Source organism: Acidaminococcus sp. BV3L6, from assembly GCF_000468835.1.
GTDB lineage: Bacteria > Bacillota > Negativicutes > Acidaminococcales > Acidaminococcaceae > Acidaminococcus > Acidaminococcus intestini.
On sequence record NZ_AWUR01000006.1, the window covers coordinates 18396 to 36275 of the forward strand.

The following is a 17880-nucleotide window of genomic DNA, read 5'->3' on the forward strand; positions in this document are numbered from 1 at the left end:
TTACTGCAGAAACGGATTTCTCCGTCTTTCCCAGCCCACGGTCGTATCCGGTCCATGACCGGGAAACAGCCGATAGTCATCGGGAAGGGTCAAGAGTTTTGTCTTGATGGAAGTGAGGATATCATCATAGGAACCGCCGGGAAGATCCGTACGGCCGATGGATTCAAGAAAAATCGTATCCCCGACAAACACAACGCCGTCGCCAATGATGCACACACCGCCGCGCGTATGGCCCGGGGTTGCGGCAATGGTAAAGGTCAGACCGGCTTCTGTAACAGTCATGCCGTCTTCAAAATAGACGTCCGGCGGATCAAAAGTCTTATCCCGGTCTGTCGAATACGACAGGCTGCTGTTCCAAACGCGAAGCATAGGCGCGTCTTCTCGGCTCATATAGACCTTGGCCCCGGTCAGCTTCTTGACTTCGTCCAAAGCTGAAATATGGTCACCATGACCGTGGGTGATAAAGATGGCCGTAATTTTTTTGATTCCGGCTTTTTTAACAGCCTCCATAATCTTGAGTGCTTCATCACCGGGATCGATGATGATGCCCTCCCCTGTCTCCTCATTTTTGATGAGGTAACAGTTTTCCTGAATGGGGCCTACAACGATGCGATAGAGTTTCATAGATGGGTTTTCTCCTAAAATGTTTTGCGGCTGTCGATGAGGATCGTCACCGGGCCGTCATTGATCAGGGACACTTCCATATGAGCCTGGAACTGTCCCGTTTCGGTCTTGATGCCCTTTTCCCGAAAAAGGACCACTGCCCTTTCATAAAGCCGTTTCGCCTCATCAGGCGGGGCCGACTGGGTAAAGGAAGGCCGTTTGCCATGGCGCGCGTCCCCCAAGAGGGTGAACTGGCTGACGACAAGGAGCTCGCCTTGGGTATCCACAAGGGACCGGTTCATGCGGCCTTCTTCATCGTCAAAGACACGGAGACCGGCAACCTTCTCCACAATGTAGTGAAGGTCTTTATCCGTGTCCCCTCTTTCAACGCCCAAAAGGACAAGAAACCCCTTTTGGATCTGGCCGATGGATTCGTGATTGACACTGACACTGGCGCTTGATACGCGCTGGACGACTGCTCTCATAATGCTCCTTTACAGACCACTGGTCTTGCGTTCGACTTTATAGACGCCTTTGATGCGGCGCATACGGCCAATGATGTAGTTTAGCTGTTCAAGGCTTGTAATGTCAAGTCCCAGGTCCACATAAGCCGTTTTATCTGGATTCGTATGGGCATTGAGGGAATTGATATTGACCTTTGTCTCACTGGCTACGGTCATGATGTTGGCCATGACACCCGTCTGATCGATACAGCTCATGCGCAGGACAACCTTGTAGGCTTCATCCGTGTCGATGTTCCACGACACTTCAATCATACGGTCCGATTCCTCTTTATTGGCAAGGACATTGGGACAGTCGACGCGATGGACAGACACGCCATGGCCGCGGGTAACATAGCCTACGATAGGGTCGCCTGGAATGGGGTTGCAGCAGCGGGCAAGCTTCACCATGATATCATCTTCACCCTTGACGAGGATGCCATGACTTCCTTTATGGGGTTTGGATACCCGCGGTTTAAGTTCCTTAAGAAGCTGGGACAGATTCTTGGTCTGATTCTTTTTCTGGGCATTTTTGTAAAGCTCAATGAGCTTTACCATGACCGTGCTCACAAGGACGCCGCCATAGCCGATGGCAGCCAGCAGATTTTCCTCACTGCCGTCAAAGTGGGAACGTGTGGCCACTTCCTTGAGGTTTTCGCTCGTCAGGAGCTTTGCCGTATCATAGCCCAGGCGCCGGCATTCATGTTCAAGCATATCCCGTCCATTGACAATATTTTCTTCCCGCCGTTCCTTCTTGAAAAACTGACGGATCTTATTTTTGGTCTGACTTGACCCAACGATGTTGATCCAGTCGCGGCTCGGTCCAGGACTCGTCTTGGACGTGATGATTTCCACGATATCGCCGTTTTTGAGCTTATAGTCGAGAGGAACGATCTTACCATTGATCTTGGCACCGACGCAGCGATTGCCCACGCCCGTATGGATGCGATAGGCAAAATCAATGGGAACGCTGCCAAAAGGCAGGTCAATGACGTCACCTTGGGGCGTAAAGACAAAGACTTCATCAGAAAAAACGTCCATCTTGACCGTATCAACAAATTCGTGGGGATCGCGCATGTCACGGTGCCAATCAAGGAGCTGCCGCAGCCAGGCCATCTTTTCATCGGCCGACTTGTCCGATGAGCTCGGCATATTGGACCCGCCGGACTCCTTATAACGCCAATGGGCGGCAACACCATATTCGGAAATGCGGTGCATTTCAAAGGTGCGGATCTGGATTTCAAGCGGCTGCCCGCTCGAGGAAACGACGGTCGTATGAAGGGACTGATAGCCATTTGATTTGGGGACCGCAATATAATCCTTGAAACGACCCGGAATCGGGCGCCACTTTCCGTGGACAATCCCCAGGACGCCGTAGCAGTCCTTTACGCTGTCAACCAGGACACGGACTGCCAAAAGGTCATAGATTTCATTGATGCTTTTGTTGTCTTTCTGCATCTTCTTGTAGATGCTGTAAAAGCTCTTGGGACGGCCCTGGATTTCACATTTGATCCCACTATCACTGCACAGATGGCTCAATTCGTCCATGGCTTCCTGGACCATGGCTTCCCGTTCGTGCCGTTTGACCTTGACCTGCTCCACAAGCTCATAGTAATGCTGCGGCTCCATGTAGCGGAAAGACAGATCTTCCAGTTCCCATTTGATGGCATAGATTCCTAGGCGATGCGCCAAGGGCGCATAGATTTCAAGGGTCTCGCTGGAAATCCGTTTTTGTTTATTGGGCGGCATGTATTTCATGGTCCGCATATTATGCAGACGGTCCGCAAGCTTGATCAGGACCACGCGGATATCCTTTGCCATGGCAAGGAACATCTTCCGATAGTTCTCGACTTGCTGCTCCTCGCGGGAAATATATTCAATCTTGCCGAGTTTGGTGACGCCATCGACGAGTCCTGCCACTTCAAGGCCAAAAATATCGGTCAGCTGGTCGAGGGTCACATCCGTATCTTCCACCACATCATGGAGGAAGGCGGCAGCAAGGGTCGTATCATCCATATGAAGCTGGGCCAGGATGCTTGCTACCCCCAGCGGATGGATGATGTAGGGTTCACCGCTGGCCCGTTTCTGGCTGGCATGCTGCTCCGCCGCAAAATTATAGGCCTCCCGGACGAACTCCACTTGGCGAGGGGTCAGATATTTCCCGATTCTCACATAAAATTCCTCTGCACTGATTGGTGTTGCATCTAACTGTTCCATCTTCTCACCCCCTCTAATTATTCCATAAGGCTGCAATTGCCGCGGCCTTCATCTGCCAAGCGGCGGTCAGGCGTTTTTCCTTACGGTCCCGCTCAGCACAAAATTCCTGATAAGCAGGGTTTTCCGCCATGTCAATAGGCTGTACCTGCCGCGGCACAATGGTGCCATCCTTTTCCAGGAAAAAGTGCAGATCAAAAAAGAGCTTCAAGACACGTTCCGTAATGCGGTACCCTTCCCGTGTCGATCCCAAAAGGTCCTGTTTCGTGGCATAAGGACGCGAGTTAAGGACGCTCCGAATATGGGCATAGCAGTGGCGTAAGCCCATCACATCCGGATAGGAAGCATGAAGTGCCTGTCGGGCAGCCACCATCTCGTCGCGATGATACAGGAGATGGAGCACGCCCGCTCCTTTCAGGGGAAAATGAGCCTCATCCATAAGGGCAAAGGCACCGGCATCATAGAAAATAACCGTTTTGACCCCACTGGGAAGAGGCGCCCCGTAAGGAAGGACATCGACCCCGGGAGGAAAGGACAGTTCTGTTTCACTTTCCTGCTTATATAGTACTGTTTTTTCTTCTTTTTGTAAAATAGTATTTAAAATAGCTTCCTTGCTCAGGTTGCTGTGACGCCAATCAACGATGGTCTGTGCCGTATCGACAGCCTTGACCTCGAGGTCCACCGTGGTTACGCCGCGGAAGGTGTTGAGGCGGGGCACAAAGGCCACGGCTGCCTCTTCTCCCTCGTAGAAGTAATGGCTCCGCGGGCCTTCCTGCCACAAAAGTCCCTTATAGCCATAGCCGCCGCTTGAAAGGTCCAGCCGCAAATGACTGCCGTCCTTTCCCATAGTGCGCACGCCCGTGATGACGGCCCTTTCAAATCCCAAGATCGGAGCCGGATTGTTCTGGCCAAAGGGTTGGAGCCGTTCAAGTTCGTGGACAATTTTTTCCGTCACATCCTCCCCTTCGGGAATGAAATAATCCGGTTCCACTTCCGGTTCATAAATTTCGCCATGGAGGGCCGTTTTCACGGCCTCTGTAAAAAGATGCCGCAATTCGTCCACCTGATCTGCTTCCATGGTCAGGCCCGCTGCCTGGGCATGGCCGCCAAACTGGATCAGGGCGGGGCGGCAGGCTTCCAGGGCATGATAAAGATGGACCGGAGGAATACTGCGGCATGACCCTTTGGCAATGCCGTCCTTGATGGACATCAGGATTGTCGGTTCATGGTATTTTTCGGTCAGTCGGGACGCCACAATACCAATGACACCAGGATGCCAGCCTTCTTTGGCAAGGACAATGCCCCAGGTCGGGACCTTGCCCGACGCGGTCAGCATGGCTTCTGCCTCTTCAAAGATGCGCTGACTGATTTCCTGGCGCTTGGCGTTGAGGTCATTGAGTTCACGGGAAAGGGTCTTGGCTTCCTCGCTGTCACTTGTTATCAGCAGCTTTACGGCAAGCATGGCGTCGTCCAGGCGTCCAGCGGCATTGATGCGAGGTCCAATGCCAAACCCAATGGTGTCACTCGTAATGGGGGAACCTTCCCGCGTCGCCGACTGGATCAAGGCGCGCAGTCCCACAAGAGACGTATTGGCGATTTTCTTGAGTCCCCTGCGAACAATCTCCCGGTTTTCCCCTACAAGGGGCACCACATCCGCTACCGTTGCCACGGCAGCAAGTTCGATCAGATCTGTCCAAAGCGCACTTTCGGGATGAAAATGCTGCCACAGGGCCTGACAGAGCTTAAAAGCCACCCCACAGCCGCAGATGCCCTTTTCTGGGTATGAATCACCAGGCTGATTGGGATTTACGACCGTATAGGCCGGCGGAAGCTCCTGCGGGGCCAGATGGTGGTCCGTTATGATGACGTCAAGACCGGTGGGGGCCTTCTTGATCACATCCGCTCCGCTGATTCCCGTGTCGACAGTAATAACAAAGGTCGATCCACCAGCGTAGATCTTTTCAAGGGCCTCTAGGTTGAGTCCGTACCCTTCTGTATCGCGTCGAGGAATATAAACGGCAGCCTTGGCGCCCAAATTTTTTGTTAAAAAGAGAAAGAGCAAGGAGCTGGCAGAAGTCCCGTCTACGTCATAGTCCCCGTAGATCGTTATCTTCTCCTCCTTGCTGAGGGCTTCACAGATCCTCGTGACGGCCCGCTCCATATGGAGCAGTCCATAGGGGTCATGAAAAGGTTCGGGGCTGCCGTCAAGAAAGGTCCGGATGGCTTCAGGGTCCGTCAGGTTCCTTCGCTTGAGGATCCCCATAAGAACAGGAGAAAGGCCCAAGGCCTTTCCCGTTTCCAAAAGGTCAGGGTCAAGGGGCCCTGCCTTGTGACTGATTTTACTGCAGATCATGAACGAAATTCCTACTTTCCTGGGTCAAATGGTTTGATGATGGGATCATCATCCGTTTGGGGCGCGTCAGAGGCCTTAGGTCTTGCTTTAAAATGGGGAACCGTCCCCATCTTGCGCCGATTCTCGGCATTTTCCTCTTCAAGGGCCTTGATCTGCCCTTTGAGGCGGCGTTCCTTCATGAAGTGACCGGCCTTTACTTTAAGGGCAATGAGACCTGACAGGACAAGGCCAATGAGAAGGGAGCCAATGATAATCAAGGCAAGACTCATGGAAAAATGCCAGAAGAGGAAGGAAACTTCCACGCTCACGGCATTTTGAACAGCAAAGATGGCTACACACAGGGAAAGGATTCCCATGATAATCATATAAAACATGGTACTGCCTCCTCTCAACTCATCATAGTGAATAAAATATTATATCATGGATTGGTCCGCAATTTTGCAGGAAAATCTCAAAAAATGGCATCTATTTGCGATAACCCGTCTCCCTGTCGACAATATTTTCGAGGGGTTCCCCCTTGATGAAATGCGCAAGGTTGCGGCAGCTTATGGCAATGATTGCGTCCCACGTCGATTGGGCATGGTACCCGCCGCTTACGTGCGGCGTCACAAGAAGGTTCGGTGCTTCCCACAAGGGATCTGATTCAGGAAGCGGTTCAGGCGTTGCCACATCAATAGCAGCGCCGGCAAGATGTCCGCTTTGGAGGGCTTTCTTAAGCGCGTCCTGGTCGACGGCATTGCCGCGGCCGATATTGACAAAAAGAGCCCCTTCCTTCATTTCAAGGAAACGGGTTTCCGTATACAATCCCTGCGTAGCCGGCGTGTCAGGAAGACAGGAGACGACCACATCAGCCCGGGAAAGGATATCCCCCAGCAAAGCAAAAGTTCCCATTTCATCCGCTTCTGGGACAAGGTCGGACGAGCGCCGTCTGACACCAATGACGTGAGCTCCCATGGCTTTTGCAATGCGGCCGAAATGGCGGCCAATATCGCCAAAACCAATGACAGCGACCGTAGATCCGCAGAGCGTATTCACCGGACCGGCGTCTTCCCAGCGATGCGCCTTACCCTGATCATAATAAGTCGGAAGGCGCTTCATGAGAAAAAGGACCGTCGCCAGGATATGTTCACTGATGGCAATCCCATAGGCCCCTGTAGCATTGGTAAGAGCCACACCGTCTGGCAGGATACCAGGCTCGCAGTAGGTATTGGCTCCGGCTGAATTCAGCTGCAGGAACCGCAGCTTGGTCAAGGTCTTGACCTTCTGGGGCGCAATATTTCCAATGATGACATCTGCCTCCTTGAGCGCAGTCTCGTCCTTTCCAAACGTAAATTCAGCGCTTGGAGCGGCCTTTTTAAGGGCCATTTTATGTGCATCTGTTACAGGCATAACAACAGAAACCTTCACAATATGAACCTCCTCTGACGTCTTTTCAGACTCTTTGTTACACCTTTATTGTAGCGAAAAAAAGAGGTTTGAGCAATGGGAATTGGCTGATTGTCAGCCATTCATCCGGACTCGTCAACTCGTCAGGATGATGAAACAAGGCCTAAAGCATGCTGCTGGATTTTCTTAGTTGAAAAGGCCCTGCGTTAAAGAAGCCTTTGGATCATCCTGAAGCAGTATGGTTATCCTGTCAAAGGCCTTCGCGCTGTCAGGGAAAAAGGCCAAACCGCCATTTCCAAACACAAAAAGGAACTTCAGCCCTTTTCCGGATCAAGGGACTGAAGCTCCTTTTTCTCTCTGAAACTATCGCTTAGGATTTCTTACCGCTGCCCCCGCATTGGGGCTTCTTTATTCCGCATATTCGTCAAAAGGGCGTAAAGGATATCGGCTTCTTCCCGTACCAGGGTGATTCCCTTCCCCATCTTCTGATGATCCTCGCTCCACAGGCGGATATCAAGCTTGCTGCGGCCGCCATTATAGGAAACAAGATTGAGTTCTTTTGTCCACCCTCGGGGCGTCGTCGAAAGAACACCGATATGACGCTTGATATCAAAGGAAAAATCGCTGTCGGAACCGTTTGCTTTCTGTTGCATGATGCATACTCCTTTTTGTCGATTTCTAGTGCTGGATCCAGATCTTGCTGCAGCGTTGTAGGCCTACTCTTATTATACCGTAAATTAAAAAAAAACATGTTTCCCGATTATCGCGTAAAAACCGCCTTTCAGCACGGGAAAGGGGTCATTGGTAAAAAAGTCCCTTTTAAGAATAATAAGCGTTTGAAAAAAACACCATCTACAGGCTTTTCCGCAACACGGCGGACCCAAAGGGAGCATCCAAACAGTCCTTCAAAAAGGGAGCGCCGAGGCATAAGAAGTCCCCATGAGAAAGGAATCCTTGTGCAAATCAAAAAAGCCTCCATGGCTTCCTTACAAGCAAGGAAGCCATGGAGGCACGCGGCTGCAAGAAATCGGAAGGGTTCCTGCATTACGTTACAGTTAGTGATCCTTCTGCCAAATCAGGTAGGCTCCCGCACATCCGCACAGGAAGTTTGGCACGGCCGCCGCGATAAAAGGCGGAATCACGCCGCCCTGACCAAGACCGGTCATAAAAGTCATGATGGAGTAGTAAATAAAGATGATGACCACAGAAAAGCCAAGGCCCATACTGGTTCCTGCCCGCTGACTCTGAACACCCAGCGGCACGCCGATAAGAGCAAAGAAGAAACTGGCAAGGGGCACGGTAAAGCGGCTGTAGATTTCCATGACGTATTTGCTCGTTGGCTGGTACTGCCGCTCCAAGATACCAATGTACATCTTCAATTCACCGATGGTCATTTCATCAGGGTCTTTCTGATCAAGGGTGATGGTCTTTGGCGTTTCCGTAATGGGAAGGACCTGCTTATCAAAGGTCATGGTCCGCGTGAGCCCTTCCTCGTTTGTGATTTCCGTGATGGTTCCCTTTTCCATGATCCACGTCCCATTCTGCCATTTGGCTTCAGGCGTGCGCTGGATGCGGACGACGCGGCCCTTATCCCAATCCTCGATGGTGATGTCCTTCATGACGCCAGCTTTTTCATCAAAGGTCCGAGCATAAGTAAGACGCGTCAGCTGGCCCTTGGAAATATTTTTCAACAGGATATGGTCCTGGGTACGGGGTTTCGTGTTGTTCTTGATTTCCTGCTGGATGATGCGTTCATACTCGGCTTTCGCCGGCGGCACAACTTTTTCAGCCCAGACCACGGAAAAAAGGCTGACGACGAATCCAGCGGCAAGGATTGGCATGGCAATACGGCGGAAGCTCATTCCCCCACTGCGCATAGCCGTAATTTCGCTGTTTCCAGACAGCTGTCCCATGGTTAAAAGCGAGGCGAGCAGCATACTCATGGGGAAAGTGTAGTTGATGACTTCCGGCATGAGGCACAGGAACAGACGAAAAAGCGATGAATAGGACGCCCCATACTGCGTAATGTACTGGGTTACGCGGAAAAGAAAGGAGCTTGCCACAAAGATGGTTGAAAAGGCAGCCACCCCAAAAACAAAGGGCTGCAGCATCTGTTTTAAAATATATTTATCAAGTATCCTCATGGTACGCCTCACATCTTAAAGTCTTTTCCAAGGTAGTACTTCCGGGCAATCGGGTCGGCAGCGACCTTCTCACTGGGGCCTTCGACCATGATCTTGCCTTCGTTCAGGATGTAGGCCTTGTCAACGATGCTGAGCGTTTCCCGCACGTTATGATCCGTAATGAGGACGCCAATGCCGCGTTTGGCCAGATGTTTGACAAGGACCTGGATATCGGCCACGGCAATGGGGTCAATGCCTGCAAAAGGTTCATCAAGAAGGATGAAGGCCGGTTCCGTTGCAAGGGCACGGGCAATCTCCACACGACGGCGCTCACCGCCGGAAAGGGCCGTTCCCAGACTCTTACGGATATGCCCAATATGGAACTCTTCAATAAGGGCCTCCATTTTTTCTTGGCGTTTCTTTCCATCCGGCTCCACGTCCTCAAGGATGGCAAGGAGATTTTCTTCCACCGTCAATTTTCGAAAGATGGACGCTTCCTGCGGCAAATATCCAATCCCCGCGAGCGCCCGTTTATACATGGGCAGGTGCGTCACCTCAAGCTCATCCAAATGGACCGTGCCCCGATCTGGATGTTCCAGACCGACGATCATATAAAAGGTTGTTGTCTTGCCGGCGCCATTTTTACCGAGCAGGCCAACAATGCTCCCCTGGGCCACTTCGAGGCTGACATGGTCAACAACGATGCGTCCCCCATATTCCTTTACCAGATCATTTGCACGAATTTTCACAGGTTCTTTCTCCTTTAAGCAAGCTCCGTATCAACAGAACCGATGGTTACAGGCTCACCGGGCCAGTTGTAAAATTTATAGACCGAATCGGGCACACCTTCGCGCCCTGCAATCTGGAAGGTCGGGACTTCCTCACGGGGAGCCTCTTCCTTCTTGCGCGGAATGATGACCATGCGCACATCACCATCGCCTTGGGCAATCTTGCCGCCGGCACCGCGGATCGTAAGCGTATCGCCGCTGACCGTATTGCCTTCCTGTGTCGCTGTTGCGTGGCCGTTCAGATGGATGGTCCCATCGGATTCGTTGAGGTCATATTCAGCCGAATCAGCGCGGGCCGTAAGATCCCGAGGCGGGCTGATCAGGCGTACATTCCCGTCAGCAAAAGCCTTGTTTGTTTCCATGTTATACGTAAGCGATGCCGCGTCAAGGCTTGACCCATCATCCATGGTGAGCTGGGCCCAGCTGCCGACAGTTTCAGCGTATTTGGCCGCCGAGTCGTAGTTGACCTGCTCCGCGCGCAGGGTCTTGTCCGCCTTTTTAAGGACGGCATTGCCAATGGCGGAAAGATAATCGCCCTTATTCTTGATGATGAGGGACGCACTCGTCAGATGAGCGTCTTCTTGATCGGCAACGACGGACCCTTCAAGGCTGCCTTCCCCGGTCTTGGTGTTGTATTCTGCTTTTCTAGCCGTGGCGCGTCCTTTATCGTGGCGGATTTCCACGTTACCTTCGGCCACAGCCTGGCCGCTCTTAAAATCATACTCCACCTTGTCACCGCTGACGCTTGAAGCGGCAAAAGCCACAGCGCCCATGGACAGAAGGCCTGTCATGAGACAAGTGAGGAAAAGTGCTTTCATTTTCATTTAAAAATCTCCCTTCTGTACATGTGCATCCTGTTCCAGCGTGGCGTGCTCCATAGGCACATTGAAGGTTGCCTTGCCTCCCGTGGCAACAACGTCATCCTTGGTCAGCCGCGCATGGCCTTCGGCAATGACGATCTGCTTTTCGTTGTTCCAGGTAATCTTATCGGCCGTCACGGTCCCATTGGTACTGGTCGTGCCTTTGGGGTTCTTTGTAAGGATGACGCTCTTTGTTTTTACATCCACGTCCCCTTCATCAGCTGTGACGGTCATGGTTGAACCATCTTCATCATAGAAGGTCCCTTTGATGCCCTTCATATGATCAATCTGCGCCTTCCTATCGTAGACCATGGATTCCACCGTCAGGGACCACACCTTACGGCCATCCTTGTTTTCTTCGATAGTGGATCCAATGACCTGATGAGGATCTGTTTCCTTGGCCTTCTTGACCGTTCCTGCCGTGGGTTTGCTTGACAGAAGCCAAGCAATGACGCCGCCCATGAGCAGCACGGCCCCAATGACCATCATGATTGTCCGTTTATCAGAGCGCATGAATCGCTTTCCTTTCTTATCCTTCATAAGGTGTATTCCACCGGTGCTGGAACCAGATCCAGTTGTCCGGATATTCGCGGATAATGGCTTCCACTTCTTGGGTCATCTTGAGCGTCACGTTGTAATCATCCTTTTTGCGGTCTCCCGTATCTTCGTAATAAATGGGATCCTTCACAAACACGCGGTGGCCGCAGCCATTTTTCTTGCGGATGATGAAGATGGGAATGATAGGAGCCTTGAACTTGCGGGCAAAATACGCCGGACCTTCCGGTGTCGAAGCCATCTTCCCAAAAAACGGCACAAAGATGCCGTTATAGCCCCCGTCCTGGTCGGCAATCAGGCCCAGCATCCGGCCTTTTTTCATCGCCCGGGCACAGCCGAGGATCTCATTGGTCCCACGGGCAAAAATTTCCTGCCCGACACCGCGGCGCAGCTCATTCATGAAATCACTGTAGACCGGATTGGGCTGAGGTTTTTCCACAGCACTGAGGGGAAATCCATTAAGAGCCAAGGCCGCTCCGAGCCATTCCCAGTTATCCATGTGGCAGGCGAGCATGACAACCCCTTTTTTCTTACTGAGGGCTTCCCAAAGGACATCGGGCCGATCAAAAGTCACAAGGCCGCGGATGTTGTCCTTATTGAGGGCAGGCATGTAGAGCATTTCCATAAAGGTCATGCCTAGATTGAGGAAAAGGCGGTAAATGGTTTCCTTGGCCTCTTTTTCCTCCATGCCCATTCGCTCCATGATGGTCTTTTCCGCACGGACGCGTTGCTTTTTGGCAATATGATAGTATAGTTTACCACAATTTCGTCCCAGGCGGACCACAAATTTATAAGGAAGCCAGGAAACGAAGGTGCTCATCCCTTTGAGAATCGCATAAAGCATTACTGTCTGTCACCATACCCTTTTACCAGATACCCTTCCACGATGCCATCCCAAAGCCCCTTGGCCTTGAGGATCTTCTCGCAGACTTCACGGACAGCGCCTTCTCCCCCTTTTTTTTCGCAGACATAATCGGCACGGGCTGCTACCTCAGGCGCCGCGTCCTTGGGGGCAAAGGAATAGGCCGCGCGGCTAAAGGCCGGCAGGTCATTGAGGTCATCCCCCATGAAAGCCACGGCTTCCATCGGGATCCCCAGACGCTGGGCCGCTTCAACGAGGGTCTTTCCTTTATAGATTACATTTTCATAGACATTGCTGACGCCAAGTTCCATGGCGCGATGCAGTACAATCTCGCTGTGACGCCCCGTTATCAGGGCCACTTGGATACCATTTCTCATGGCAAGGCTGATGCCCAGGCCATCGCGTACATTGAAATGTTTGCTGAGTTCATCTTCCTGACCAATGATGATGGATCCATCGGTCATGACACCGTCCACATCGAGGGCAAGGAGACGGATCTTGGCAAACTCTTCGTCTTTCATCATTTATACCACTCCCTGATGCACAAGATCGGTCATATGGAGCAGGCCGACGACTTTCTTTTCTTCATCTACAACGGGCAGGACCGTAATCGGATGGGGTTTATTCGATTCCATGAGATGAAGGGCTTCTGCAGCCAGTTTTCTTGCTGTAATGGTTTTTGGCGACTTTGTCATGAGTTCAGAAACCGGTTTATTGAGGGAATCAAGGCTCTTTGCAAAGCCGCGGCGGATATCGCCGTCCGTGAGAAGTCCCTTCAGCCGGCCCTGTCCATCGACAACGGATACAGCACCAAGACCTTTATCGGTAATGACAAAAAGCGCATCCTTTACCGTCATGTCAGACGGCACCAGCGGATTTTCATCCCCTTTGTGCATGATATCCCCAACCGTAAGGAGCAGCTTCCTGCCCAGGCTTCCGCCGGGATGGTAAATGGCAAACTGATTTTCCGTAAAATGGCGGGCCGACAGCAGCTCCATGGCAAGGGCATCGCCAAAAGCGAGGGTTGCCGTCGTACTGCTCGTAGGCGCTAGGCCCAAAGGACAGGCTTCCTTCTTGACCCCGACATCAAGGACAATATCCGCGTTCTTGGCAAGGGTCGACTCCGGTTTGCCCACCATGGCAATGATGCGGGCCCCAATGCGGCGGATACTGGGCAGGATATGAAGCACCTCGCCCGTTTCCCCACTATTTGAAATGGCAAGGACCACGTCACCTTGTGTCACCATGCCAAGATCGCCGTGAATGGCTTCGGCAGGATGCAGGAAAAAGGACGGTGTCCCCGTGCTGGCAAGGGTTGCTGCAATCTTGCGGCCAATGATGCCGCTTTTTCCCATCCCCGTTACGATGATGCGGCCGGGGCAGTGAAGGATCATTTCCAGAGCCGCTCCAAAATGTTCATCGACACGGGGAATCAGTTCCAATATGGAATCCGCCTCGATCTGGAGAGCTTCTTTTGCGCGTTCAAACATGGTATCACTCCCTACGCCCAATGGCATCAATGGCTTTAGCGTCCAAAAGGACCTGTTCCATCTTGTCAAGGGCAATCATGTTGGGCCCGTCGGAAAGGGCTTCTGCCGGATTGTCATGGACTTCCATAAAAAGCCCATCGACACCGACTGCTGCAGCCGCGCGGGCCATATGGGGCGCATACTGGCTCTGGCCGCCGGAACTTGTGCCCTTGCCGCCAGGAATCTGTACGCTGTGCGTCACATCCATGATGACCGGATAGCCGAAGTCACGCATGATGGGAAGGCTCCGCATGTCCGTTACCAGCGTGTTGTAGCCAAAACTGGCCCCGCGCTCAGTCAACATGATCTTTTCGGTTCCAGACCCGACGAGCTTATTGATGACATTTTTCATGTCCCACGGAGCCAGGAACTGGCCCTTCTTGACGTTCACCACACGGCCTGTATGGGCAGCTGCCACGAGCAGGTCCGTCTGGCGGCAGAGAAAAGCCGGGATCTGGATGATATCGAGGACTTCCGCTGCTTTTTCCACTTGATAGGTTTCATGGACATCAGATACAACAGGGACGCCCAGGTCCTTTTTGATCTGCTTCAAGATTTCAAGCCCTTCTTCCAGACCCGGGCCGCGGAAAGCCGTAAGGCTCGAACGATTTGCTTTATCGAAGGAAGCTTTGAAAACATAGGGCAGGCCCACCTTTTCACAGATGGCCTTGGCCCGTTTTCCGATCATGAGACTCCGTTCATAGCCTTCCAGGACGCAGGGACCAGCCATGACAAGGAGCGGATGGCCGGCACCGACTTTGTAATTACCAATCGCTACGGTCTTCATGTTACTTTCCTTCCTCGGCAGCTCGTGCCGCTTCTTCCTGACGTTTCTTTTCTTCTTCCAGTTCAAAAACCTTGTTGGCCCGATCCAGATCTTCCTGCGTATCAATGCCAATGCCTTTGAAATCCGTCGTGAGAACCTTGATCTTGGCTCCCGTTTCCAGGGCACGCAGCTGTTCCAGACCTTCAATCTGTTCAAGAGGCGTAGGAAGCAGTGCCGCAAACTTCAATAGAAAGTCACGACGGTATGCATAGATACCGATATGCTTATACACTTTGAACTCCGGTGTCTTGTGACGGGGATACGGAATCAAGCTGCGAGAGAAATAGATGGCATAACCACTTTGGTCCGTAACCACTTTGACCGCGTTGGGATCGTCATATTCTGACGCATCCATAAGGGTCTTCGCCGTCGCCATCTGGAGCTGGTCGTTATTTTCGAAAGCTTCACAGAGGGAATCAATCAGTTCTGGCGGAATCATCGGTTCATCCCCTTGGACATTGATGATGACATCGACCTTATCATAGCTCAAGGCGACCTCAGCAAGACGGTCCGTACCGGACGGGTGCGTGGCCGCCGTCATCATGGCCTTGCCGCCAAAGCCTTCCACGGTTTCCTTGATGCGTTCATCATCGGTAGCAACAATGATCTCATCAGGAATCTTGGCTTGGGCTGCCCGTTCGTAGACACGCTGAATCATGGGCTTACCGGCCAGATTTGCAAGAGGTTTCCCCGGCAGACGGGTAGAAGCATAACGCGCCGGAATCACACATAAAACTTTCATTGTCTTTTGTTCTCCTTTTCGATGGCAGTGGTAATCGTTTTCACAAACGCCTCTTCCCCACTGGTGATCTGGATTTCCATGTCTAGGACATAGAGGGGGACCTCACGATGGAGGTAGATGAATTCTGTCGGGATCTTAACGGCGTCCTTGCCTGTTGTGACAAGGGCCGTGACCCGTTTGCTGATGGCCCGTTCCATGATGTACTGCATTTCCACCATGCCATAATCGTGATGGTCCGGGTAACGGATGGCTTCTGCAATCTGAAGCCCCTCACCAGCCATGGTCTGTTCAAAGCTTGACGGGTTGCCAATGGCCGAAAAGACCATGACTTCCTGTCCCTTGAGTGCCTCAAGGGGAAGTGCCTTGGAGCCATCATTTTTATACCAATCGGCAATCTCAATGAACGCACAGGGGTTGTGGATACTCTCCACAATGGGCGCATTGGGTTTGTAGCGATGCAATTGGTCGCAGAGCGTGGCCCGGGAAATGGGTGAACTCTGGTCGCATTTGGTGAGCAGGAAGAGGTCGGCGCGGCTGAGGTTCTTCAGCGGTTCGCGCAGGGTGCCTCGGGGAAGGATGCTGCCATTGCCAAACATATTGAGCGTATCCACAAGGACCACATCCAGGTCCCGGTGGAGCTGCCAATGCTGGTAGCCATCATCGAGGATAATGACTTCAGCCTTGAATTTGTCGACAGCATACTGACCTGTAATGGCGCGTTCCTTCCCAATGACAACGGGGATCCCAGGCAGCTGTTTTGCCATGAGGAACGCTTCGTCACCGGCTTCATAGGCAGTCATGTAGATCTTTTTGCCGTCGGAAACAACACCGATCTTTTCCTGCCAGTGGGACCGATAGCCGCGGTTCAAAATAACGACACGGTACCCCATGTCGCGGATCATAAGAGCCACTTTCTGGGCGGTTGGGGTCTTTCCGGTACCGCCAACCGTAATATTGCCAATGCTGATGACGCAGCAGTCCAGCTTTGTTGTCGGCAGGAGATGGTGATTGTAGCAGCTCAGTTTGAGGCGAACCCCCACTTCATAAAGTACGGATAGGACGCGGAGCAAGGAAAGGACCAACCAGTCCAGCACATTGTTGTCCTCACCATGGGAAAGCTGGATCAAATATTGTGTCACTGCATCCCCAGGGCGCATGCGGGGCGATACTTCATCGTTGATGTTGCGCGTGCTGATCTTATAGTGGGTGTTGACCATGCTCTCTGTGGCTGTAAGCCGCAGGAGTTCCTTAAGATAGCCAATGGTGCGGACCGCGGCTCCGCGGTTTTCGCGGATAACCTGGATGGACGCGTCGCCCATCTTTTTACGGAGTGCGTCATCACGCAGGATTGTAAGGAACATAGCCGTCAGTTCCTTTGTATCCCGAATTTGGACACAGGCTCCCACCTTGCTCAAAAGAGAGAAGGAATCCTTGAAGTTTGACATGCTCGGACCCACAATGATGGGTTTGGCATGAGCCGCCGGTTCAAGGACATTGTGCCCGCCATGGTTGATAAGGCTGCCGCCGACAAAAACGACATCACCCACGGCATAGATGCGGCCCAATTCCCCGATCGTATCAATGAGGATGACAGGGTAACGCGGCCGCTGCCCTTTTTCGTCGCGAAGGACGGAGCGCAGGCCTACCGTGAGACCGAAACGTTCGGCAAGACGCGTGATTTCATGGGTCCGTCCCGGCTTTCTCGGGGCAATGAGGAGCCGTGCCCTAGGAAATTCCTTTTGGACTTCTGTAAAGGCTTCAAAAAGCTTTTCTTCTTCCGTCGGATGGGTGCTCCCCGCGACGATGACTGGATAATCATCGTAAAGACCGAGTTCTTCCTTGTAGGTCTTGAGGTCTTCGGGCGTCACTTCTGCATAGGTCTGATCAAATTTCGTATTGCCCGTTATATAGATGCGGCGCTTTTCCGCGCCCAGATGCTCAATGTATTCGGCATCAATGGAACTTTGCATGCAAAAACGGGTCACGCTTCCCATCATATCATCAAGGATGCCGTAAAGGTACCGGTAACTTTTGACGGATTTATCGGAAATACGGCCGTTTACCATCATGACGGGAATGCGGCGGCGCTTGATGGCACGCAGGAAATTCGGCCACAGCTCCGTTTCCACAGGCATGAAGATACGCGGCATGATGCGCTTGACAAAGGATTCGGATACAAACGGCATATCAAGCGGGAAATAGATGATGGCGTCCGCTTCGGGAATGATTTGGTGGGCCATGTTATAGCCCCCCGTCGTCACGGCAGAAACCAGGATCTTGGCATCAGGCATAGCCTTGCGGATTTCCTTCACAAGGGGGCTTGTGGCCACAATTTCACCTACGCTGGCCCCGTGGATCCAGATACAATTCTGGTGTGCAACGGCTGCGATTTCATCGTCACGAATAAAGCCCATGCTCTGGCGGAAGCGGCGGGGAAATCCTTTTTCCCGGAAATAGCGCCAGATGAAATAAGGCAGTACAAAAAAGATCAGCAGCATCACTGCCAGGAAGTTATACAGATAATACATGAGTCACCCTC

At 52.3% G+C, this 17880-nt stretch carries 17 protein-coding genes; all 17 read right to left on the reverse strand.

Going from position 1 to position 17880, the window contains the following annotated elements; translation table 11 throughout:
* Positions 1-624, reverse strand: coding sequence for an MBL fold metallo-hydrolase (locus tag HMPREF1246_RS00970; RefSeq protein WP_021736455.1), 624 nt, complete (start codon positions 622-624; stop codon positions 1-3).
* 14 nt (positions 625-638) lie between these two features.
* Positions 639-1088: a D-aminoacyl-tRNA deacylase gene (gene dtd, locus HMPREF1246_RS00975; RefSeq protein WP_021736437.1), complete on the reverse strand. Its 450-nt coding sequence runs from the start codon at positions 1086-1088 to the stop codon at positions 639-641.
* A 9-nt stretch (positions 1089-1097) separates the two neighbouring features.
* Complete coding sequence (locus HMPREF1246_RS00980; RefSeq protein WP_016459683.1) at positions 1098-3320, reverse strand: bifunctional (p)ppGpp synthetase/guanosine-3',5'-bis(diphosphate) 3'-pyrophosphohydrolase; 2223 nt, start codon at positions 3318-3320, stop codon at positions 1098-1100.
* 13 nt (positions 3321-3333) lie between these two features.
* Positions 3334-5670, reverse strand: coding sequence for a single-stranded-DNA-specific exonuclease RecJ (gene recJ, locus HMPREF1246_RS00985; RefSeq protein WP_021736428.1), 2337 nt, complete (start codon positions 5668-5670; stop codon positions 3334-3336).
* 11 nt (positions 5671-5681) lie between these two features.
* Positions 5682-6044: a lipopolysaccharide assembly LapA domain-containing protein gene (locus HMPREF1246_RS00990; protein WP_009015588.1), complete on the reverse strand. Its 363-nt coding sequence runs from the start codon at positions 6042-6044 to the stop codon at positions 5682-5684.
* A 91-nt stretch (positions 6045-6135) separates the two neighbouring features.
* Positions 6136-7077 (reverse strand): D-2-hydroxyacid dehydrogenase, encoded by a 942-nt coding sequence (locus tag HMPREF1246_RS00995; protein ID WP_021736440.1) that lies wholly within the window; start codon positions 7075-7077, stop codon positions 6136-6138.
* A 359-nt stretch (positions 7078-7436) separates the two neighbouring features.
* Entirely contained in the window at positions 7437-7709 is a 273-nt protein-coding gene (locus HMPREF1246_RS01000; RefSeq protein WP_021736444.1) for a YdbC family protein, read from the reverse strand.
* 402 nt (positions 7710-8111) lie between these two features.
* Positions 8112-9200 carry an LptF/LptG family permease gene (locus tag HMPREF1246_RS01010; protein ID WP_021736449.1) on the reverse strand — a complete coding sequence of 363 codons (1089 nt, stop codon included), beginning with the start codon at positions 9198-9200 and terminating at the stop codon, positions 8112-8114.
* Positions 9201-9208: 8 nt separating this feature from the next.
* Positions 9209-9928: an LPS export ABC transporter ATP-binding protein gene (gene lptB, locus HMPREF1246_RS01015; RefSeq protein ID WP_009015592.1), complete on the reverse strand. Its 720-nt coding sequence runs from the start codon at positions 9926-9928 to the stop codon at positions 9209-9211.
* Positions 9929-9942: 14 nt separating this feature from the next.
* The gene (locus HMPREF1246_RS01020) at positions 9943-10791 is read right to left on the reverse strand and encodes an LptA/OstA family protein (protein WP_014128244.1); all 849 of its coding nucleotides are present in this window, start codon (positions 10789-10791) and stop codon (positions 9943-9945) included.
* The gene (gene lptC / locus HMPREF1246_RS01025; RefSeq protein WP_014128243.1) at positions 10792-11340 is read right to left on the reverse strand and encodes an LPS export ABC transporter periplasmic protein LptC; all 549 of its coding nucleotides are present in this window, start codon (positions 11338-11340) and stop codon (positions 10792-10794) included.
* Between the two features lie 16 nt (positions 11341-11356).
* Positions 11357-12226: a lysophospholipid acyltransferase family protein gene (locus HMPREF1246_RS01030; RefSeq protein ID WP_009015595.1), complete on the reverse strand. Its 870-nt coding sequence runs from the start codon at positions 12224-12226 to the stop codon at positions 11357-11359.
* Positions 12226-12768, reverse strand: coding sequence for an HAD family hydrolase (locus HMPREF1246_RS01035; RefSeq protein WP_009015596.1), 543 nt, complete (start codon positions 12766-12768; stop codon positions 12226-12228). Before HMPREF1246_RS01035 ends, HMPREF1246_RS01030 begins: the two co-directional genes overlap by 1 nt.
* Positions 12769-13734: an SIS domain-containing protein gene (locus HMPREF1246_RS01040; protein WP_021736439.1), complete on the reverse strand. Its 966-nt coding sequence runs from the start codon at positions 13732-13734 to the stop codon at positions 12769-12771. It lies immediately after the preceding gene.
* A 4-nt stretch (positions 13735-13738) separates the two neighbouring features.
* Positions 13739-14560 carry a 3-deoxy-8-phosphooctulonate synthase gene (gene kdsA, locus HMPREF1246_RS01045; RefSeq protein ID WP_021736448.1) on the reverse strand — a complete coding sequence of 274 codons (822 nt, stop codon included), beginning with the start codon at positions 14558-14560 and terminating at the stop codon, positions 13739-13741.
* 1 nt (position 14561) lies between these two features.
* Positions 14562-15341 (reverse strand): 3-deoxy-manno-octulosonate cytidylyltransferase, encoded by a 780-nt coding sequence (gene kdsB, locus HMPREF1246_RS01050; protein WP_009015599.1) that lies wholly within the window; start codon positions 15339-15341, stop codon positions 14562-14564.
* Entirely contained in the window at positions 15338-17869 is a 2532-nt protein-coding gene (gene lpxK, locus HMPREF1246_RS01055; protein WP_021736443.1) for a tetraacyldisaccharide 4'-kinase, read from the reverse strand. The genes kdsB and lpxK overlap by 4 nt, the downstream gene beginning before the upstream one ends.
* Positions 17870-17880: the final 11 nt, after the last annotated feature.